Origin of the sequence: Polaromonas sp. (genome assembly GCF_029945925.1) — a bacterium.
Taxonomy (GTDB): Bacteria; Pseudomonadota; Gammaproteobacteria; order Burkholderiales; family Burkholderiaceae_C; genus Polaromonas.
In genome coordinates, this window is sequence record NZ_JAQSDN010000044.1 from 62,606 (window position 1) to 80,504 (window position 17,899).

The following is a 17,899-nucleotide window of genomic DNA, read 5'->3' on the forward strand; positions in this document are numbered from 1 at the left end:
GGACAGATTTTAGGGCCTCAGGTCTCACGGGTGACAAACTGCCGGCCGCCCCCTTCTCTTTGCCCGCAGAACCTGCCTATGATGCAGTTGAACCCTGAACGACAACGGAGACCCCTCATGCATGCCTGGCTTTGTGAAGACCCCACCGGCGTTGACGCCCTGATCTGGAAAGAATTGCCCACGCCCGAGCCCAAGGCCGGCGAGGTGCTGATAGCAATCAAGGCCGCCAGCCTGAATTTCCCCGACCTGCTGATCGTCCAGAACAAGTACCAGATGAAACCGCCACTGCCTTTTGTGCCGGGCTCTGAATATGCGGGCATCGTGCAGGCCGTCGGCGAAGGCGTCAAACACCTGAAGGTCGGCCAGAACGTCGCCTGCCTTTCCGGCACCGGCGGTTTTGCCACCCACACCATCGCACCGGCGGCCCTGTGCATGCCGCTGCCGGACGGCTTTCCGTATGTCGATGCCGCAGCCTTCATCATGATTTACGCGACCTCGCACCATGCGCTGGTGGACCGCGCACAGCTCAAGGCCGGTGAAACCGTGCTGGTGCTGGGTGCGGCCGGCGGCGTCGGCACCTCGGCCATCCAGATCGCCAAGGCCATGGGCGCCAAAGTGATTGCAGCCGCCTCCACCGACGAAAAATGCGCGCTGTGCAAATCCATAGGTGCCGATGCCACCATCAACTACAGCACCGAGAACCTGCGCGAGGCCATCAAGACACTGACCGACGGCAAGGGCCCCGACGTGATTTACGACCCTGTGGGCGGTGATTTTGCAGAGCCGGCCTTTCGCTCCATCGCCTGGCGCGGCCGCTACCTGGTGGTGGGCTTTGCGTCCGGCCCGATTCCTTCGCTGCCGCTGAACCTGACCCTGCTCAAGGGCGCGTCCATCGTCGGCGTGTTCTGGGGTGGCTTTGCCAAGAACGAACCGAAGGCCAGCGCGGCCGCCATGGCCGAACTGGCGCAGTGGTATGCGCAAGGCAAGATCAAGCCGGTCATCGACCGCACCATGCCCATGGCCGAACTCAAGGCGGCGTACGCCCACATGGGCTCACGCGGCGTCAAGGGCAAGCTGGTGATGGTGAACTGAGGAGGGTCCAACCGGGATCCCACGGAGACCCGGGAGCCCGGGGCTTGGTACTTTTGCGCAGCCATCGACGCGGCATATCCGCTGACACCGCATACTTTGGGGGTATATTGACAGTTCCTTAGCAATCAGGGGAGCGTATGGGCATACCAACCATGCTGGTGGTGGAAGACAATCCGGACCACCTTGAACTGACCCTGACGATCCTCGAGGAAAACGGGGCATCCCACCATATCGTGGTGGCCCGTGACGGTCTGGAAGCCTTGGACTACCTGTTCTGCCAGGGCCTCTACTGCGACCGCAACCCCGACGAACAGCCCGAACTCGTCCTGCTCGACCTCGGCCTGCCCAAAATGAACGGGCTGCAGGTGCTGCGGCACATGCGCGAGGATCCCCGTACGTTTTTTGTGCCTGTGATCATGCTGACCTCGGCAAGCGAGCAGTCCGACGCCATCCTGGCCCTGAAAGGCGGGCTCAACAGCTACGTCAGCAAACCCCTCGATTTCCGCGACTTCGAAGCCAGGCTCGAGGAAATCAGGGAGTACTGGCGCCTGTCCGGTCTCGCCCCTTTGAGCGCCTGAAGCACATTTGCGTTTCGCCCAAAGAAAAAGCCCCTTTGCAGGGGCTTTTTTCTTGAAATACTGGGGTGGCTGATGGGGAGCCACTGCCCATAACCCAACCCCAGTATCCATGCGGGTTTCAAGAGGTTGTTACACGACTCTGTGTGACAAGTAGTGTATCAATTTGGACCTGATTTTCCAAGCTCTTTGGCCAAAAAATTGCGTAATCGCGCGTAGCCGAAGATGCATCGGGTTTGCCGTTGTCGAACGAGCCTCGCCCTCGAGCAAATACGGTAGACGGGGGCCCGCGGCAGAATGCAGAATTCCAACTGAAAACCATGGACACCATCGTCGAACACAAACTTTTAGCCATCGTATCTGTTGACCATGCCGACCGCATCCAGTGTGGCCAGCCAGGCTGCGGTCATTCCGTATATCGCCAGATTCATGTCGTGAAAGACGGCGAAAAGCCTTTGGTCCTGGGCTCTACCTGCTTTGCCAAGCGCTACGGCTCCGCCGCGGCATTAGGTTCCCCACGCTTTGGTGGAGGTGGCGGGAGACCTTTGACAGCAGAGGAGCGCAGTCTCCTGGTAGATAACACCGCCCTACTGTTGACCCGCTTTGAAGAAGAGCGCGCACGGACGCTCATGCCGGAGCCTTCCGAACCCCTCACATTTAAACCACGGGTCCCCCTTCTCAGCCCCGAGTCCCGCTTGTCCCCCTTACCCGCATTCACTTCAGCAAAGGCCACTCCATGGAAATGGGCGAAGCCCCTGACCTCAATGGCTTACTTCAAGCTCAAAGACGGCACGGGATGGGTGAGGATACAGCGAACCGACGGCAAGCAGCTGCTGGTGCCGTGGCCCACATTCGAAGGCTGGGATGAGGCTCTACCGGCGAACATTGGGCTCGTCGATTCGGCTTGCGGCGGGTATGTTCTAGCCAACTTAGTTGCCACAGTGAAGTACCTGCGTAGCATAGGACAATGGGACATGGTCGGTGGGGTTTGGCGGGATATCGCTGCGGAGGTCGCAAAGCGGGCCACCGGGCGCTGAATTGGCCAAGAAACTCCGTTGAAGCAACCTTTTCGCCCAGGAACGGTCGTACAAAAACCTCCTTGGCGACCGATACAAAGTTCGGACCAACTCTACTTGTCCAACGACGCAATTCCCAGTACTGTCTCCGGCTATGACGCTATGTAAGAGCAAACAGGACAAGTGGGGCCACTTTTGGCTTGATGAAGTCGCACGGTTTGAATGTGACGGCGATGACTTGGTCACGGTCGAATGCGCTGAGCTGGCCGAAGAGCTATGGCATCACCGAGCCATGGCGGAGGAAGACCCGGACTTCCAGGACGAGCTCGACGAGTGGCACGACTACATTTATGAGAAGGACATTCTGCTGCCCCTGGAGCAATCGTGCTACCAAGGGGTGCTTCTGCCCTCCGGCCAGCGGGCAATTCGACTTGAGTCTTGCCCGGAGTTGATGCTGTCGCACTTGCGGTGGTTTTTTGAACTCTGCCCCAGTCACGTCAAATCCCATCTGGCCCTGCGCATCTCTGTTCTGGTCCGGCTGGACCGGGTCAGGCGCACGGGCAACCCAGACTGGCGACCTGGGACCGCATTACCTGAGCCCAACGAGCCCACGTTCTTTCGGCCAGCAACATTGAAATTCAGGAACTACAGCCGTTGAGAGCGGCCTGGACCTTGGCATGTGGTGGAGGAAGGATGCCGCGAAGGTGTTCAATTTTTGGGGAGGCGCTATGGATTCGATGGACAGCCTAGAGTACGCGGCAAAAAGGAACGCTGAATCAATCCGGCAATCGTCGTGGGTGCTGGGGGTCGTGGTGGTCGTCAACGTCGCCTACTGGACGTGGCACTTTTGGACGCCGCAGACATACGAGAAGTGCATGGTCAAAATGGCTGAGAAGGCCCAAGGTAATAGCACCATCTTCTCTGCTCTGGCGAATTCAAATTGTCGGAGTCTTCCGCGCAAAGCTCCTGAGGGGGCCAATTAGTCCATCACTGCAGTAGCGATACGATGGGAGGCAGTTCAGCTCGCACGGCCTACAGCACTGTTGTTTCGGTTGTAAAGCAGCCCTCTGGGGGATGCACCAGATTGACTTGCGAGTGCCACAAGCCGGCCCAGTATTCCATTTCATCGCGAGACTCTGCTGCCTTTGCTGCCGCACGCGAGTACCAGGCGGTCCTGCAAAGTGCCGCCTTGAGCCTTTGAGGCCCCAGAATACTCCGCATCAACACGTCATCGTCGTCCAGCTTGTCAAAGGGCACCGTCATCAGATGCTCGACGCGCTGGGTCTGTTCCAGGGTCAGTTGGACGTGAAGAATTTTGGTCGTCCCAAACAGCTCCAAGCACCGCATCGCGCGCAAACGCAAAAACTCCCGCATTAGTTTTGCGTCCCCTCCCTTTGTCGCTTGAAACGACTGCCTCCAGGCCTTCCCGGTCAATCGCAACGCCACTACGGTCGAAGATAGCTTCGGTTCTGGGGCAAAAGGTAGAGGTGGTGCTGGCGACATTGACAAAGAAGCAAGGGGCGTTTGGATTAAGGACTTGATGATATCGATGTCCTCCCGTAGAAGACAAAGGTTGTCACCGCTAGGGTTACTGCCTGGGACTCGTATCCCAAGGATTTAGTCCGTCAAACCTCTTTTTGCATTTGAGTGACCTCTTCCCGAAGCCTTTTGGTAATCTCATCGACATCACTTAAGCATGTCGCATGACCTGAGAAAAAAATCGAATTGGAACCTCGTTTTTCAGAAACGAATTGGAACTCGAACTTTCTGCCAAAACCTTCCCTCTCCTCGCGCGACTCACACGACTCGCCCCCCACACTCTCCAAAACAGACGTGACAATTCTTCGGTGAACATCTAAGTCCGGACCAAACCAATTATCCGGGTCGCGTATTTCTTCGCCTACCCATGACTCGGCCACCCGAATACGGTGAGAGTCAGCTTCTTCGAACCGAACGGCATAGCAATACACCCCTCTTAGATTGGGCCGCCAAACCTGTACCCACGGCTCTCGATAATAAATAGACCACTTCTCGTCCTGATTTTGAGAATCGTATCCATTCCGAATTGAAGGTAGGCTGGAGGCTGGGAAGCTTAGTTCCAGGCCGAGAGGGCTTGAATTTTCAGGCAAGACAGCCGAGTCGCACAGGCTCTGTCGCATGGACATCCTTTCACTGCATCATTCGAGGTATTTCAAATAGTATGTACTCCAGTAACGATTGATGCAACGTTGTGAGGCCAGACACACTGTCCACGGTCTGCCCAGGCTGTATCGGAGGACATTCCGAATACTCGGTGTGCGGCTGTCCTTCTCTGCCTGGCAGCAATGAAGTTCAGGGCCTCTGCTCGCAGAACGGCCGTAGACGCATATCCACTGCATTGAGGCAACGGTACCCAACGGCCGAGCATTTACTGACGAAAACGAGTCCCACAATCAACGCCCTCAGTCCCCGGCTGCTTGCGCCTGCACCCTCGCCAATCCCACGGCGCAACCTGGGTTCTTTCGTGCCAAAGGCCGACACGACCCGCCCGAGCCCCTGCTTCCGCTTGCGCATAGACCCCTCGGTCATCGATAGGCTGCTCACGTTCGTATTTCTTGTAATGCCACGCGTACCCAGCCCTCACCTGCTCAAGATTGGCATCAACGCCATCAACGATGACCTTCCCTACTGTGCGCCCGTAACGGTCGAACTTACCCGCATCGACCAGCACATGCTTTCCAAAAACGAGTCTCGATAGGTTCTCTTTGGAACTCTGACCAAACGGCTGCGCCTTCTCAGGAGCATCTATGCCTGAAAGACGGATTTTGTGCTGAGTTTTGGTCGCATCCAGGACGGTCACCGTGTCGCCATCTGCGACGCCAACGACCTTGCCGACAATAGTCTCGGCAAAGGCAAAACCAAGGCATAAGTGAAGCACCAGGGTCAGAAAAATTCGTTTTTTTGCGAGGGACATACAGAGAGCATACCGAGGTATGTCTGCGCCTCGCACTGCAACTTTTGAGCGCTGAAAGTTCTGCAGAATGACCATCCTACGAGATTTTTGGTCGTCTGACCATTGCCGGCATTCCGAAAATTCGCAAGGCGTAGCCCACATCACTCCCCCTCGACACCGCCGCTCCCTAACACTGCCCTTTTCCAACTTTAGTCCACGGCAAAGCAGTCAGGATACGGCAGCGGCTTTAAACGAGTTATGTCACTTAATCCAGAAGAATAGGCCAATGTACTGGGTGGAAAACGCATAGATTTCCGAGTTGTGCGAGCATGTGCAAAAGGTCCGAGCGAAACATTCTGGCGAGTTACGAAAAGATGCGGACGAAAAATATTCCCACGCGTTCCGAACTTCGATGAGGTAACAGCACTTTGTTTAAGCACGGTCCTCGCATTGCGAAGTTCACTCAGGGATGCCATTTAGTCGTCCCACCCCTTGTTCTTCGCTGCTGCATTTTTCATGAGCTGCGCCCTTTTGTCCTGTAACTCCGTCAAACGACTGATTTCCAAGCTCAAGGAGTCCGTGTCCAGATGTTCATCCATCAAGACTTTCTTGGTCGCTTTTTCATATAGCCTGACCAAACAATATTGACTGTCCATGGCGCACTGCCGAAGCTCAAGGGTTACAAGAGGCCCCCACTCTAGGTCTTGAACGATAAATGACATGGCATGCCTAATTTGGCAGGCCTTCATTTCGTTGCGTTCGAACATGTCTGACGGCGTAATTTTTCCAGCCATCATATAAATTGTCTGCCGCGGCACGCTCAAATACATGGCACATTCGAGAGCGAAATCGTCCGAAATACTGCTGATTAAACGCAAGCCAGAGCGCAGTTGATTTATGTAGCCATAAGTCCTGCCAAGTTCATGCGCCATTGCAGTCAGCGTCTGTCCGCGTTCATTCGCGCGATGCAAGAGTGCCCCCATGAGAAGTGCCCCTGGTCTGGCCATTTCTTCGTCGCTAATTCCTCCTGACCAGGCAACGAGGTTATCTTCTCTGATAGTGCTGACCATGCAACTTGCTAAGGTTGTCATGGTTGAAGGAATGCTTTCTACATGATTCTTTTTCATAATCTATCTCATACTTTTGTTTCATCGCGCATACATATGCAGCGAATTTATCGTTAATTTTTGAATGCCACGTCTTCAATATTTATGCTCCGCCAATGCGAAAGTCACAAGATAGAGATTGACCCGTCGATATGCTTTTGCAGCATGCTCATGACACCAAAGCGGGGGAAGCCGAGTTGAGACAACCTCGTCCGCATATGGGTCATCGGTATACCCCGTGGCCATAACCGTCGTTCTATCCGGGCTCGAGCGCGAGACGGAAACCAAAGTTGGTAATGGTAAGTTTTCGACGCGGTCCAAATGATGAGGCCCTTTCAGACGCTCGGCAACCATACGGCCGAATTTATGCGGGACTTTGGTGGCATCGATAAGCGGAGGGACGCCACCAGACATGGCGCCAATAAGTGCTTGGCTCAAAAAAGCCCTCGACATATGCACAACTGGGCCCAGCGAAACCGCGCACGAACGTGCCAATGCCACGCCGAAGGTCAAAACCGGACCGCCCTGAATGGCTCAATACGTGCCATCTCGCTCTCTCAAGAAGTTACTTGCCCACCATCCAGAGTGCGAACGCGAAGGCAAGACAGCGTTCAAAATCAGCTACCCACTGCATCATCTCTAAATAGTCCAGAACTTGCCCGCCCTGGCCGCCGTTGTCCATCGGCATGGCTGCAATCCACGGTTGTGACGGCGGCTGACTGGCAGTCGTTGCAGTAAGTCCACCGGCAGCCTCATGCATGGCCCGCCAGCAGTCCTGGCCCTTGGCTGCATCCAGCGCGACGGCCATCAAGACGGCTGTCCGTGGCTTCTGGCCGGCAAGGCACGGCAAACAAAGCCGACATGTCAGGTTATTGCCTTCAATCGTCATATGGACAGGATACTTTTTGCCCTCCAACACAAGTTCTGTCCACCCAGTGAGTTGCGCGTCTTCTATCAGACGCCGGATGAATTCCCTTGCAGGTGGTTCAACCATTTCGGCACGTTGAATGCATTGGTGCCCCGTGAGCAGGGTGAAATGCGCAAATTCCCGTACAACCGCTCTTTGTTCCGGTTCATACTCTCCCGTCGCTTCCCGCATCATGGGCTCGTTGGCAGCCGGCTCATCCTCACCCCCTCGGCACCGCACCACGGCCATACGTGCCATCTGCGATGCTGTGTAGCGCGAGAATGTTCCTTGGATTCGTGATTCATAGTCTTGTCGGGTTATCGGAACCGCCGATTGCATTTTGGCGACGGCAACGAGTCGCGCGGTCATCGCTTTGCTCAGAGTCACCAGGCGTGCACCATAGGTAGCATCTGAGCTTATATCCCGGAGCGTCACAGAGAGTCCAAAATGATGTATTCCTTCGACGTAGTCGACAGGCACGCCGGTCAAATGGGGCGGATTCATGGCCGCGTGAAACGGTGCCTCCATCCAGCCGTTATCTCCAAACTTGCTCAGAAAGTAAACCAACCCGTTGTTTTCATACAGGGCAAATTTTGCAGCGCCCCGTCGATATTGGGCAATCACCTCCTCGTTAGGCTCGCAACAGTAGATGTCGAGCTGCGACCCATTGACAGTCAGATTGAATTGGGTCGCGCTGCTGTCCTTGGAAAATTTGTAATCGTCATTTTTTGAATGTTTTGTGCTCATAATTTTTATTTGATATTGAAAAAAATGTCGCGCAGGTAATTGCGCTCTCTCTTGAGCTTCCCTTGCCTTGCGCACTTTTTGAGTTAATGGGAAAGACCTGGCCCCCAGGAGCAACGGGTCCACAGGGGCCGGATAGTTACCTATATCGCTCAATTGGAGAAGTAGGCCTTCGCGTGAAAATTGCGGTGACCTATGAAGAATCATCCAGTCGCAATTGGCGCCTTGTTAATATTTCGCATCGTTCGAAACCGATGCTGCCTTGCGGCTCAGGCCAGGGAATTGAGTGTTTACGCGCAGTGCTGGAGGGATGCGTTCCAAGACGGCTGGCAACCGCTCCTGGCTCCACCACTCGAGAACCTCGGCTATATCGCTTCTCTTGTCGAAGGCGTAATTCAAGGCCGTCCATGCGCGCTTCAAATACCAACCCTCCTCCATTGCCAGAGGGTTGATATCACCAGTGAGATTCCAGATATCCCTATCCGGATTGCGACTCGCCATGAGCTTTCGCTCGCATCCTGGGAACGTCGGGGTATGCAGACGAAGCGACCCTATATTCAGGACGAAACACGCTAAGCCGAGGGCGTTGCCATCCATGTCGCTGAAGATAAAGTCGTTGACGATAACTGTGCCATGGCAATAGTCAGTGAAGCTCTGGGAACGCCTTGAACGTTGCTCGTTCGGAACTACATAGAGAATGGAGCTCTCGCGCTTCGCTTGTCGGGGAGCCGCCTGATTGGTTGAGGTTGACATATTAAGTGTGGGTGCGCGGGGCCCCGTGTCAGGACCCTGCTTTAATTAGTGAATAACGGTCAGCGTGCTGGGCGCCGCCACCAACAATGACTCTCCGTCCGCTGACAGGCCGACGTCCTGACCCGAGCGCACCGGCCTTAGGAGGTCAAGCGCCAGCAGCTTAAGAACGCTCGCTTCAATACTGAAGAAATCCAGATAAAAGCCGTGGCTGCGCTGGGCGCAGTCGAACACGAAGTACCTGCGGTCATATCGCTTCAGGACGGGCAAGCGTCGAGACGCACTTCCGATGGAGCCGAGGACGAACACGTCAGTCCACTCGAGGAATTCAAAGCCTCGAATTTTCTTACGATTGACAGCGGCGCAGGCCAGCGCTGCCGCGGCAGCCTGGAGATTTTTTGAAAGGATTTTCATCTGAGATGTTTCTCTATAGATGGTTGATGCGGCCGACACAAAAAAAGCGCGGCCCTTCACAAATACAAATCCGAGGCTCTTGGCCTCAATTGAACGGACCAATGCCGAAGTCGGATTAACTGCAGCGCTTGCGCATGAGATGCTTGCCCGCTTACCGTGCAGGCCCAGACACCCGATGGGAGCATTCGGGCTTTCGGGGCAAGCTGTCAGTCACATTCAAGGGAACATGATTTCCCGTGTAGTGCTGCACCGGTGCGAGCGTCTCCGCGGCCAGCTTGCAGCCATCCATTGAGTCAATTAGCCACTGGAGCTCCCCCAAATCGGGCCCATCAGAGCGGACGGTGAACTCGAACAACACCGCGTCCAGCATCACCAACTCTCCGTTTCGGAGAATGGTGACTTGCTCGATTTGTACGCGAAGTAGCCATGGCTGCAGTACCGTCCGAATCAGGTTGACCTGGGACAGGTTCTCGGCACATAGCTTGTATTCGATATTGCTTTTTTTCATTTCTTTCACCTTGTGATGATGCCCTGCCAAGCAGGCAGGCGTTTGCCTCACGGGTCTGACCGCGAGTAGATTTCTTGGGGTGATTGCGCACAGCTCGGCAGAACCGCAAAATGCTTGGGAGCAAAGCTCGATACGGCAGCATTTCCGGGAATTCGTGTGCGCGCGTTGCAGATGACTACTGGGGCGAACTCCTGTTATGGGAGTGCCGAAGCGCCAGAGTCGGTCACATGACAACGCGAAGGTCATGTGGTGGAAGGCGGTCCTGTTACTTCGGACCAGCTCTAACTATCAATGGAATTGCAGGCTTCTCGCTGGACTGGACTACGTGAAATCAGTTCGTCATATTGCCCGCAGCCTTCTTTTTGGCCTTCTGAGCCTTGAGGAACTTGGCTGATGGGCACATTGGTGTCAGTCCAAGCCTCAGATAAACAGCTTCCGTGTCTTCCTCAGCCTTGGCAAGGATGTCTCTATATGCCGTCATAGCGCGGTCGTAGCGCTTAATTAACTCCGCCTTCTCTTTCGCCGACTTGGCTTGCTTGATGGCCTTTCCGATAGCCGCCTCTTCAGCCTTGCGGGCATCTGCAGCAGTGCCATTTAGTTTCCTCTGTTCTGCCTTCGCTTTATCGATTAAGCCTCGCGGGTCGGCCTTCTCAACAATGACAGCGTCGCAAATCAACTTCTCGAGTGCCGCCTTACTTCTCATGAATTCTCGGTCTTCTTGCTTGGCGATTGCGTACAAACGCTGCTGCTCCTTCACACTCTTTTTCACTCTGATTGAATTTTCTGCAAGCGTCCAGAAGAGGTCACTCTCTTTCGCATGTTCTAAAACAGGGATTAAATGGGAAACCGCGCGCCAAGCGGCTTCATGCGCCCGCTTCGACACGGGCGTCTCATTCTCCTCAGATGTGTCCCCCTTCTTTGCCCATCGATAAATAATCTTGCTGGCATCCAAGAGAGCTTTTGCCGCTTCTTCGTTAATCATTTTCTTTTTCCTTGTTTTGTGAATTTCACTAGATTTACTAGTGTGCAGTCCAGGTGCAACATCAAGCTGAAGCGACTTTGAACTTATTATTTGGGACTTTTTCTACGCCATAATTTGGCGCCATTCCTTCGCTTCACTGTTTAAATTGAAGCAGGGACCGTTGGCACGAGTGCCGGCAACCTATCGAGTCCGGAAGGGTCTTCTTTCCATCGCTCAGATACAGCTCACCCTGCTCTGTTAGCAAGGAAGAATTTTGTTTTTGTTTGAGGCCTTAGCCTCTTGAGTCACTCCAAAATTGCTTTGTGCAATTCTTTTCAGGGCGGGTTGATAGCCGCTTATCCGTTCAGATGACTCTACCGAAGTTGTTAAGGAACGAGTTCGACGGTTCGACGATGCGAAACGAAGTAGCCTGAAGGCCCGAGACAAACAGCAAAAATAGAAGAATTAAAAGCCCTCTGTCGAGGAACTTTGTCGTCCCGTAGTGAGCAAGTCACTTTGGGATTAGATGCGTACCAACCCTTTCGGATTACCAGCGAGTGATGAGGTGCCCAGAAAGCTAGGCACTCATTGATTGAGAAGTTCCAATGTAAGCGAAGTCCGGTGCTTTGACAATAGGTCTTGTCGCCTTTTAAGCAAAAGTATCAAAAAAGGTCACCTGCCGGCTACCAGGTGACGTCAGAGTGTTCATTCTCGGGCTGGTGGAAATCGAAGACCAGCCCGGGCGTGTTTCCCATGAGCTCTTTCGACATGGGATGAGACCTCTGCTCGATTCGGCCATCTTGAGGTACAGAACGGGCAAATCATCTCACCGGTTTCTGTTTGCATCACCAGGCGAGTGCCTTTTTTGGCCTCATCAACATGCTTCGCCTTCTTCATGTGCTTGGCCATGTCGCTAACCAGTGAGCCGCAAATAGTGCACTTCTGAAGAGTGAACAACAGATTGATAGGCGCACCTCCGTCTTCATTGATACGTGGCAGAGACTCTTTCACTCCTTCAGCGTGAACGCCGTGCACCTTGCTACGGTGCTTTTCCAAGTTTTTTACGACTACGTCGCAATCAGCGCAGACAACCCCAGAATCTTTGGCCAAATGGGTTTCTTCGACCCGCACGTACTTGGTTTGACCCTTCCCTTCTGCTCCAAAGCTCTGCGTCGCTTGGTGGACTACCTTCACACTTGGGACAGTTTTCGTCGGCTTGGGGGGTTTTACATTGCCAGCGACCAGACAACTGAAGCAGTTTTTCTTCCCACCACAAGTGCATGAAGCTGAACTGATTGACAAATGTTTCACCTTATTGGAACAAGCTGGAAGTGAACCAAGCTTACCAGCGAGTTAGGACGACGTAGACCGTGGAGCAGTTGTTGACGCAAGTGATGAAGATACATCTGCTCAGGCCAAATGTCGTTGGATGCTCTGAATTACAAAGGCCTGAGGAGCTTGACCCGGCACTCGCAAGACAACCATTTCACCGGCATTTGCGCCAATAAGGATGGCCCCCAACGGGGTGGTCTCCGCAATCAAGCCGGACTTCGGGTCGGTTTGACGCATAGTCAGCCGAACCTGAAGCGGGGAATCGGGTTCTCCCACAGGAGCGTACGTGATTAAGTCGCCAACTTGCACCTCTAAGTCTTCCTCGTCCTCATCGAAAACAAGTTCTTCGTTCGCAGTAGTCTCGATGTTCCCTTTTGAAGGCACTGGTAGGCTGCCGTAGTCAAACGCGGGCGCCTTCACGGGCTCCTGAACTACAAGTTCATCCGCAATAGGCTTGGCTCGCAGCTCGTCAAGGAATTGCAGCAGGCGTGCAGTCTCCGCCATAGGGTTGCGGAACCAGTCTGTCGACCAGATGCGCCAAATGCGGTCCTTCCAGCCAAGACTTTCCAGGATTTCCTGGCGAATCCGGTCCCGGTCACGAACCGAGACCCCTGAGTGGTACGAAGCCCCGTCACACTCAATGGCCGCCAGGTATCCCGAGCCGTGCACGGGGTGCTTGACTGCAAGGTCTATCCGAAAGCCCGCCACGCCCAGCTGCGGCGTCACTTCATACCCCCTATTTCGAAGCACGTCCATGACAGAAATCTCGAAGTCACTGTCTGGTGGAAGGCCTGTTTCGCTGTTCATCGGCAGCACGCCGTCTCGGGCGAACTCGAGATAGTCCCTAAGCGCGCGGGTTCCTTCCGGCGTACGGTTGTCAGAAACGATATCCTCAGGCCGCATCGAGCTGAACACCGTGACGGACTTCCGCGCGCGGGTGAACAGCACATTGAGCCGGCGCCAGCCCCCTTCCCTGCTGATGGGACCAAAGTTTTGGCGAACGACGTCAGTGTCCTTGGCCTTGCCGAAGGTGGTGGAAATAAAGATGCAGTCCCGCTCGTCGCCCTGAACGTTTTCCAGGTTCTTGATGAACAGGCCCATGGCTTCTGCGTCCCACTTTTCCTTGAATTTCGCTGCCTCGGGCAAACTGGGGAGGCGCGCCTCAAGAAGCTCAGCAACCAGGTCGCGCTGCTTGATGTTCAAGGTCACTATGCCCAAGGAGTCATGAGGGCGCTGAAGAATGTGTTCTACAGCGGCGTCCACCACCCGTCGAGCCTCCACGTGGTTCATCTGGTTCTCATACACGCCGTCGGCCACGTACTGATAGTTCAGGCCCAGGGACTTGCTCTTTGGGTATGGTGACGGGAACACCACCAAGTCCCCGCGGTAGAAGCGCTGGTTGGAAAAGGCAATCAGGGAGTCGTGGCGCGACCGATAGTGCCAGCGCAGCGTTCGAACAGGCTGAAAGTGACTGATGCAGACATCCAGAATGCTTTCCGCCTCCAGCGTAGCCAGCTGGCCCAGTCCCGAGTCATCTTCCTCTGCAGAGGCCATCCTGGAAAAGAAGGAGGTTGGAGGTAACTGCTTGGGGTCCCCAACCACAACTAGCTGTGTGCCCCGGGCAATGGCTCCAATAGCCTGCTCTGGTCTTAGCTGAGACGCTTCATCCATCACAATAATGTCAAAGTGCAAAAGCCCCGGCACCAGATATTGCGCTACTGCCTGGGGGCCCATCATGAAGCAGGGCTTGAGCTCTTGAATTGCAACTCCAGCCCGCCTCATTAACTGGCGCACTGGAACTCGAGGTCTTTGCTGGGGAATAAGGTGCTCCAGCAGCTTCATCTCAGTCTTCTCGTCAACCCGAGCGCTATGCCTTCCCACCGGCGGCTTGCTTTTTGCCCGGCACTCACGTGCGACCTCCTGCCCGCGCAACTTGATAACCTGCTTGTCGAGCTCCGCATAGTCCCTGCGCACTGCGCTGTGCCTGGCCCCGCTAAACTGCTTGAGGGCAGGAACACTGTCAAAAACACCCTTGGCGAGGGTTGCGAAGAACCTGTAGATGAAGGCGTGCTCCAGTTCGGTGCCTTTGACTGCACCGCTTTCAAGCCCCTCGACAAAGCCATCGAGGCCTTGTGCCCTGACGTCTGTGCGCGCCCCAATGTATTGGGTCCAGGCCAAAAGGCCTCCCAGGCTATCTGCTGCGAGTTGGGTCTTTTTAGCCAGTTGAGCCGCATACTCAGAAGCAGGCTTGTCTGCAAGGTCGACCCAGGCTGAGGCCTCGAACCGTCCCAGTCGAGACATTGCTTCCGAAAAATCAGCCAAAGCTTGCCAGCCCTTGTTGATGCCATCGGTGTAAGTCATCAAGCGTCGATGGTTCTCGACACAGTCCCCAGAAATCAAAACACTTTCGATTCGGGGAGGCAACTTTGTCTTCTTGATGAGGGCCCCATAGGAATGAGCGCCAAATGCCGAGTCCAGCTGGGAATCCCGGCCTTTAAGCCTCTCGCCAAGCAGGGCCGCCCCATCCTCGTGCGCTGCCAATCTCTCGTCCAGCGAGGCTAGGTCCCGGCTTGCACAAAGGGCGGCCAGGCCCGAGTCGGCAGACGCCTCCGGGTGGAGGTGCTCGACCATGAACTGAAGCGCCCCTCGCATGAAAGTTACAGCGTAGTCCACGGTCTGCAGCCTGTCCGACCATAGGGAGCCCTCCGTCCGACTCCAAGGTAGCGCCCCCTGCATCTGCTCATCGTTCGTGGCCTCCAGCAGAGACAGCGCGTTAACCGCTTCGTCGACCCCCACGCTCTGGCTCGCTAACCGGGTAACTATCGCGCGCTCCACCGTCACTGGGTCAAACATGGACTTGGGTACATCCGCGCCCTCCAGCACATCACGCGACTGGCTTAACCAATCGGCGCATTCAAGAAGCGCGTCCAGCGGAGTTTCCGTGGCCTTGAAGTGGGGTCCTGCCGCCGATTGAAGCGCCATGTCCGAATTCCAGGCAACCACTGCATGATTCAACTCCAGCAGAAACTCGAGCTCACGCAACCGTTCAGCTCCCGGTTTCTTGGACTTGTTCCTTTCGAGGCGCTTATGCAGGCTCACGGCCTGTCGCCAACGGCCTTGGAAGACTCGGTACCAGGTCTCGCCTTCCCGAAGGGTCCGGATGGCTGCCGCTATTTCCCCCTCAGGGGGCATGGCGTCCAAGTAGAACAGGCCCTCCAGCTGGTTTTGCCTCTCCTGAATGTGGTTCAGTTCCGCCTTGGCCTGGCGCAGCTTTGTCTGGGCCCCTGGTTGGCACAGGCCTACGTGGCGATAGTCAAGAAGTTCCGCCCGGGCCGCGGCCGCGACCGTTACGATGGCGTGCAGGGCCTGAACATGCGCGAGGCTGGAGTCAAATGGCAATGAACTCCGACGCGCTACCGACGCCAGCCGTTCCAAGGACAAGCGCCCGTTGGCGGCAGCGCCAGACAAGGCATCCGTCAATGTCCGCAGGTCGTTCTGCCCCGTGCCGCCCACCCCTAAGGTGGCCAGCTCCTTCAACGCGCTTGAGGCCTGGTTGCAAAGCTCAGCAGAAGCTGGCGCTACGGCCAGCAGATTCGCCCGAATCAGGGCCTCGGCCTTCTCAATTTCATCAATGCAAGCCTGGACATCCTGCAATACCGCCAGACTGGCGTGGCCTTGGGGGTCCACGTCGGAAAACAGGGCTGGCAGCAATCCAAAGTCGACGTCATTGGCGTCGGCCGGCGCAATGCTGGCCAGGAGGGAGAGGAGCTGCTCCGAGCCCTGCGCGCGCAAGTTGATGGTCGAGCTGCCCAGCAAAGATGCCGCGCTGGACGCCGCTGTCGAAAACTCGGCAAAGTGCCCAGCGTAGTCCCGGAGCACTCGTTGGACGGCGATATCGTCTTCCGGTCTCAGCTCTTCAGGGAAAAACCCCCACAGCGAGTGTGCTGGCCCGTAGACGCCAATGAGCTCCTGCTGCTTGGCCAAATACCGAAGCTTGTCGCCGAGGGCAGAGAGCTGTGTCGGTGTCGTCCGGCTGGCCGCGATGTAGTCGAGGTGCTGAACCGCAGTTGCCCCCCCTTTCGCTTTGAGCCGGTGCCGCTCGGAACGCCACATTACCTGATGCAAGGAGAGGCCCAGGGCGTTGCCAATCTGGGTATTCACCAAATCCGCATAGGCCTTGAGCTCGGCCCGCTTTTCTTCCTGACGCGCCAGGAGGTCCGGTAAGTCGTAAGCACCAGAAGGCCGCATGTTGATGCGCGTAGCGATGTCCTCAAGAACACGTTTTTTGCTGGTTTTGTTGCTGTGCAGCTCCAGGACGAAAAAGTCCAAGCCGGCCAAGGTAAGCCGGGACTTCACTACTTCAAGGGCGGCCATCTTCTCGGCCACGAAGAGAATTTTCTTACCTGAGCGCAGTCCTGCAGCAATCAGATTGGTGATGGTCTGGGACTTGCCAGTGCCTGGAGGGCCCTCGATAACACGGTTTTGTCCCTCCATGACGTCGATAAGCGCGCTGTGCTGGGAGCTATCCGCGTCGTAGATGAGGGGAAGGTTGCCTTTGGGGTGTTCGTCAATCGAATACTCTTCAGCGTACTGGGACTCCCCGCTGGCCGGCTTGCCTTCGAATACTTGCTTGACCAGAGGATGGTCCAGCAGGGACGATAAGCCCTCTTTACTGGGCCAGAGCGCGGGGTCCAGGTCCCGAACAAGAAGCATGTTGGCAAACGACAGCAGTGTGAGCGACATCATCCGGCGAACATGCCACTCTGGCTGGCTGGCAAAGGCCTTGCTCACGGCTTCCAGATAGTCCACCACGGAATTGCCGGACTCTTCGTTGTACTCAGGCAGGTTGAGGCCAAAGTCTCTTTTGAGCTTTTCTCGCAGAGACAAGTTGTCAGCCAGCTCTTCCCCGGTGTAGGTCAGGTGAAAGGTCGAGTACTGCCCATCGTCCGTTCGGGACATCGCCACTGGAACGCAAAGAAGCGGCGCCAAGTACATCTTGTCGCTACCAGGGGCTTCCGGAAACTCCAGGAAACCCAACACCAGATAGAGCATGTTGGAGCCGGTCTCCTCGATGGCCAGCTTGGCCTCCCGCTCAAGCTTGCGGCAGTGTTTGCCGAGGTCTTCTGCGTAGAACAGGGTCTGCACTTCTGCAGGCGAGATGGGTGTCTTCGAGGACTCAGGGTCCTGGAGGTTCAGGGAGTAAGACGTGTTTATGCCCAACTGGACCGCAAAGTCCTTGGACTCCGGCCGGGCCGAACGGCCGTTCTTCAGGACCCATTCAACGCGACCTGGCTCAGGCACGGCCGCAATGGTGACCCGTCCGCTCTGCTCGGTGAGTCGGCGAAACACGCCCTCAATGGTGCTGTGCACAAATTGCAGGGACTTGCCGGGACTGTGCTTGAAGTTGACCAGTCGGTTACGCCCAGACAGGTCGAGCAAACGAAGACGCAACTCATTTAGTGCAACTTGAGCGGGCACCTTTCCCGAAAATAGACTGGGTGCTCCTTGGGGTTGTATGTCTTCAGTGCTCTCGTAGGTGCTGGGCATTGCTGTTCAGCTTTC

The 17,899-nt window shown here is 55.7% G+C and carries 15 protein-coding genes; 4 read left to right on the forward strand and 11 right to left on the reverse strand.

Annotated elements, in window-relative coordinates; genetic code table 11:
* Window positions 1–117: 117 nt before the first annotated feature.
* The 4 genes from PSV40_RS15430 to PSV40_RS15445 all read left to right on the forward strand — a co-directional run bounded on the left by PSV40_RS15430 (window position 118) and on the right by PSV40_RS15445 (window position 3,341).
* Window positions 118–1,092, forward strand: a complete 975-nt coding sequence (locus PSV40_RS15430) for an NADPH:quinone oxidoreductase family protein (RefSeq protein WP_300539410.1) — start codon at window positions 118–120, stop codon at window positions 1,090–1,092.
* Between the two features lie 137 nt (window positions 1,093–1,229).
* On the forward strand, window positions 1,230–1,670 hold the full coding sequence (locus PSV40_RS15435) for a response regulator (protein ID WP_300539411.1): 441 nt from the start codon (window positions 1,230–1,232) through the stop codon (window positions 1,668–1,670).
* A 317-nt stretch (window positions 1,671–1,987) separates the two neighbouring features.
* On the forward strand, window positions 1,988–2,704 hold the full coding sequence (locus tag PSV40_RS15440) for a hypothetical protein (RefSeq protein WP_300539414.1): 717 nt from the start codon (window positions 1,988–1,990) through the stop codon (window positions 2,702–2,704).
* A gap of 217 nt (window positions 2,705–2,921) precedes the next feature.
* Window positions 2,922–3,341: a hypothetical protein gene (locus PSV40_RS15445; protein WP_300539417.1), complete on the forward strand. Its 420-nt coding sequence runs from the start codon at window positions 2,922–2,924 to the stop codon at window positions 3,339–3,341.
* Window positions 3,342–3,715: 374 nt separating this feature from the next.
* Here the strand turns inward: PSV40_RS15445 and PSV40_RS15450 are convergent, their stop codons facing one another.
* From PSV40_RS15450 to PSV40_RS15500, 11 genes are all read right to left on the reverse strand, one after another.
* Window positions 3,716–4,057: a hypothetical protein gene (locus PSV40_RS15450; RefSeq protein ID WP_300539419.1), complete on the reverse strand. Its 342-nt coding sequence runs from the start codon at window positions 4,055–4,057 to the stop codon at window positions 3,716–3,718.
* A 251-nt stretch (window positions 4,058–4,308) separates the two neighbouring features.
* Entirely contained in the window at window positions 4,309–4,842 is a 534-nt protein-coding gene (locus PSV40_RS15455) for a hypothetical protein (protein ID WP_300539421.1), read from the reverse strand.
* A gap of 248 nt (window positions 4,843–5,090) precedes the next feature.
* Window positions 5,091–5,636 carry a thermonuclease family protein gene (locus tag PSV40_RS15460; protein ID WP_300539424.1) on the reverse strand — a complete coding sequence of 182 codons (546 nt, stop codon included), beginning with the start codon at window positions 5,634–5,636 and terminating at the stop codon, window positions 5,091–5,093.
* A gap of 455 nt (window positions 5,637–6,091) precedes the next feature.
* Window positions 6,092–6,742, reverse strand: a complete 651-nt coding sequence (locus PSV40_RS15465; protein WP_300539425.1) for a DNA-binding protein — start codon at window positions 6,740–6,742, stop codon at window positions 6,092–6,094.
* 544 nt (window positions 6,743–7,286) lie between these two features.
* A complete protein-coding gene (locus tag PSV40_RS15470; protein WP_300539427.1) occupies window positions 7,287–8,528 on the reverse strand; it encodes a hypothetical protein in 1,242 nt (413 codons plus the stop codon).
* A gap of 72 nt (window positions 8,529–8,600) precedes the next feature.
* The gene (locus PSV40_RS15475; protein WP_300539430.1) at window positions 8,601–9,125 is read right to left on the reverse strand and encodes a hypothetical protein; all 525 of its coding nucleotides are present in this window, start codon (window positions 9,123–9,125) and stop codon (window positions 8,601–8,603) included.
* Window positions 9,126–9,170: 45 nt separating this feature from the next.
* Entirely contained in the window at window positions 9,171–9,536 is a 366-nt protein-coding gene (locus PSV40_RS15480) for a hypothetical protein (RefSeq protein WP_300539433.1), read from the reverse strand.
* Window positions 9,537–9,687: 151 nt separating this feature from the next.
* The gene (locus PSV40_RS15485) at window positions 9,688–10,044 is read right to left on the reverse strand and encodes a hypothetical protein (RefSeq protein ID WP_300539436.1); all 357 of its coding nucleotides are present in this window, start codon (window positions 10,042–10,044) and stop codon (window positions 9,688–9,690) included.
* Window positions 10,045–10,375: 331 nt separating this feature from the next.
* Window positions 10,376–11,026, reverse strand: coding sequence for a hypothetical protein (locus PSV40_RS15490; RefSeq protein ID WP_300539438.1), 651 nt, complete (start codon window positions 11,024–11,026; stop codon window positions 10,376–10,378).
* A gap of 684 nt (window positions 11,027–11,710) precedes the next feature.
* Window positions 11,711–12,199, reverse strand: a complete 489-nt coding sequence (locus tag PSV40_RS15495; protein WP_300539441.1) for a hypothetical protein — start codon at window positions 12,197–12,199, stop codon at window positions 11,711–11,713.
* Window positions 12,200–12,415: 216 nt separating this feature from the next.
* A complete protein-coding gene (locus PSV40_RS15500; protein WP_300539444.1) occupies window positions 12,416–17,884 on the reverse strand; it encodes a DUF4011 domain-containing protein in 5,469 nt (1,822 codons plus the stop codon).
* Window positions 17,885–17,899 lie beyond the last annotated feature (15 nt).

Coding starts and splice junctions, on each gene's coding strand:
- PSV40_RS15430 (WP_300539410.1), top strand. CDS start 118: ATGCATGCCTGGCTTTGTGAAGACCCCACCGGCGTTGACGCCCTGATC.
- PSV40_RS15435 (WP_300539411.1), top strand. CDS start 1,230: ATGGGCATACCAACCATGCTGGTGGTGGAAGACAATCCGGACCACCTT.
- PSV40_RS15440 (WP_300539414.1), top strand. CDS start 1,988: ATGGACACCATCGTCGAACACAAACTTTTAGCCATCGTATCTGTTGAC.
- PSV40_RS15450 (WP_300539419.1), bottom strand. CDS start 4,057: ATGCGGGAGTTTTTGCGTTTGCGCGCGATGCGGTGCTTGGAGCTGTTT.
- PSV40_RS15455 (WP_300539421.1), bottom strand. CDS start 4,842: ATGCGACAGAGCCTGTGCGACTCGGCTGTCTTGCCTGAAAATTCAAGC.
- PSV40_RS15460 (WP_300539424.1), bottom strand. CDS start 5,636: ATGTCCCTCGCAAAAAAACGAATTTTTCTGACCCTGGTGCTTCACTTA.
- PSV40_RS15465 (WP_300539425.1), bottom strand. CDS start 6,742: ATGAAAAAGAATCATGTAGAAAGCATTCCTTCAACCATGACAACCTTA.
- PSV40_RS15475 (WP_300539430.1), bottom strand. CDS start 9,125: ATGTCAACCTCAACCAATCAGGCGGCTCCCCGACAAGCGAAGCGCGAG.
- PSV40_RS15480 (WP_300539433.1), bottom strand. CDS start 9,536: ATGAAAATCCTTTCAAAAAATCTCCAGGCTGCCGCGGCAGCGCTGGCC.
- PSV40_RS15485 (WP_300539436.1), bottom strand. CDS start 10,044: ATGAAAAAAAGCAATATCGAATACAAGCTATGTGCCGAGAACCTGTCC.
- PSV40_RS15490 (WP_300539438.1), bottom strand. CDS start 11,026: ATGATTAACGAAGAAGCGGCAAAAGCTCTCTTGGATGCCAGCAAGATT.
- PSV40_RS15500 (WP_300539444.1), bottom strand. CDS start 17,884: ATGCCCAGCACCTACGAGAGCACTGAAGACATACAACCCCAAGGAGCA.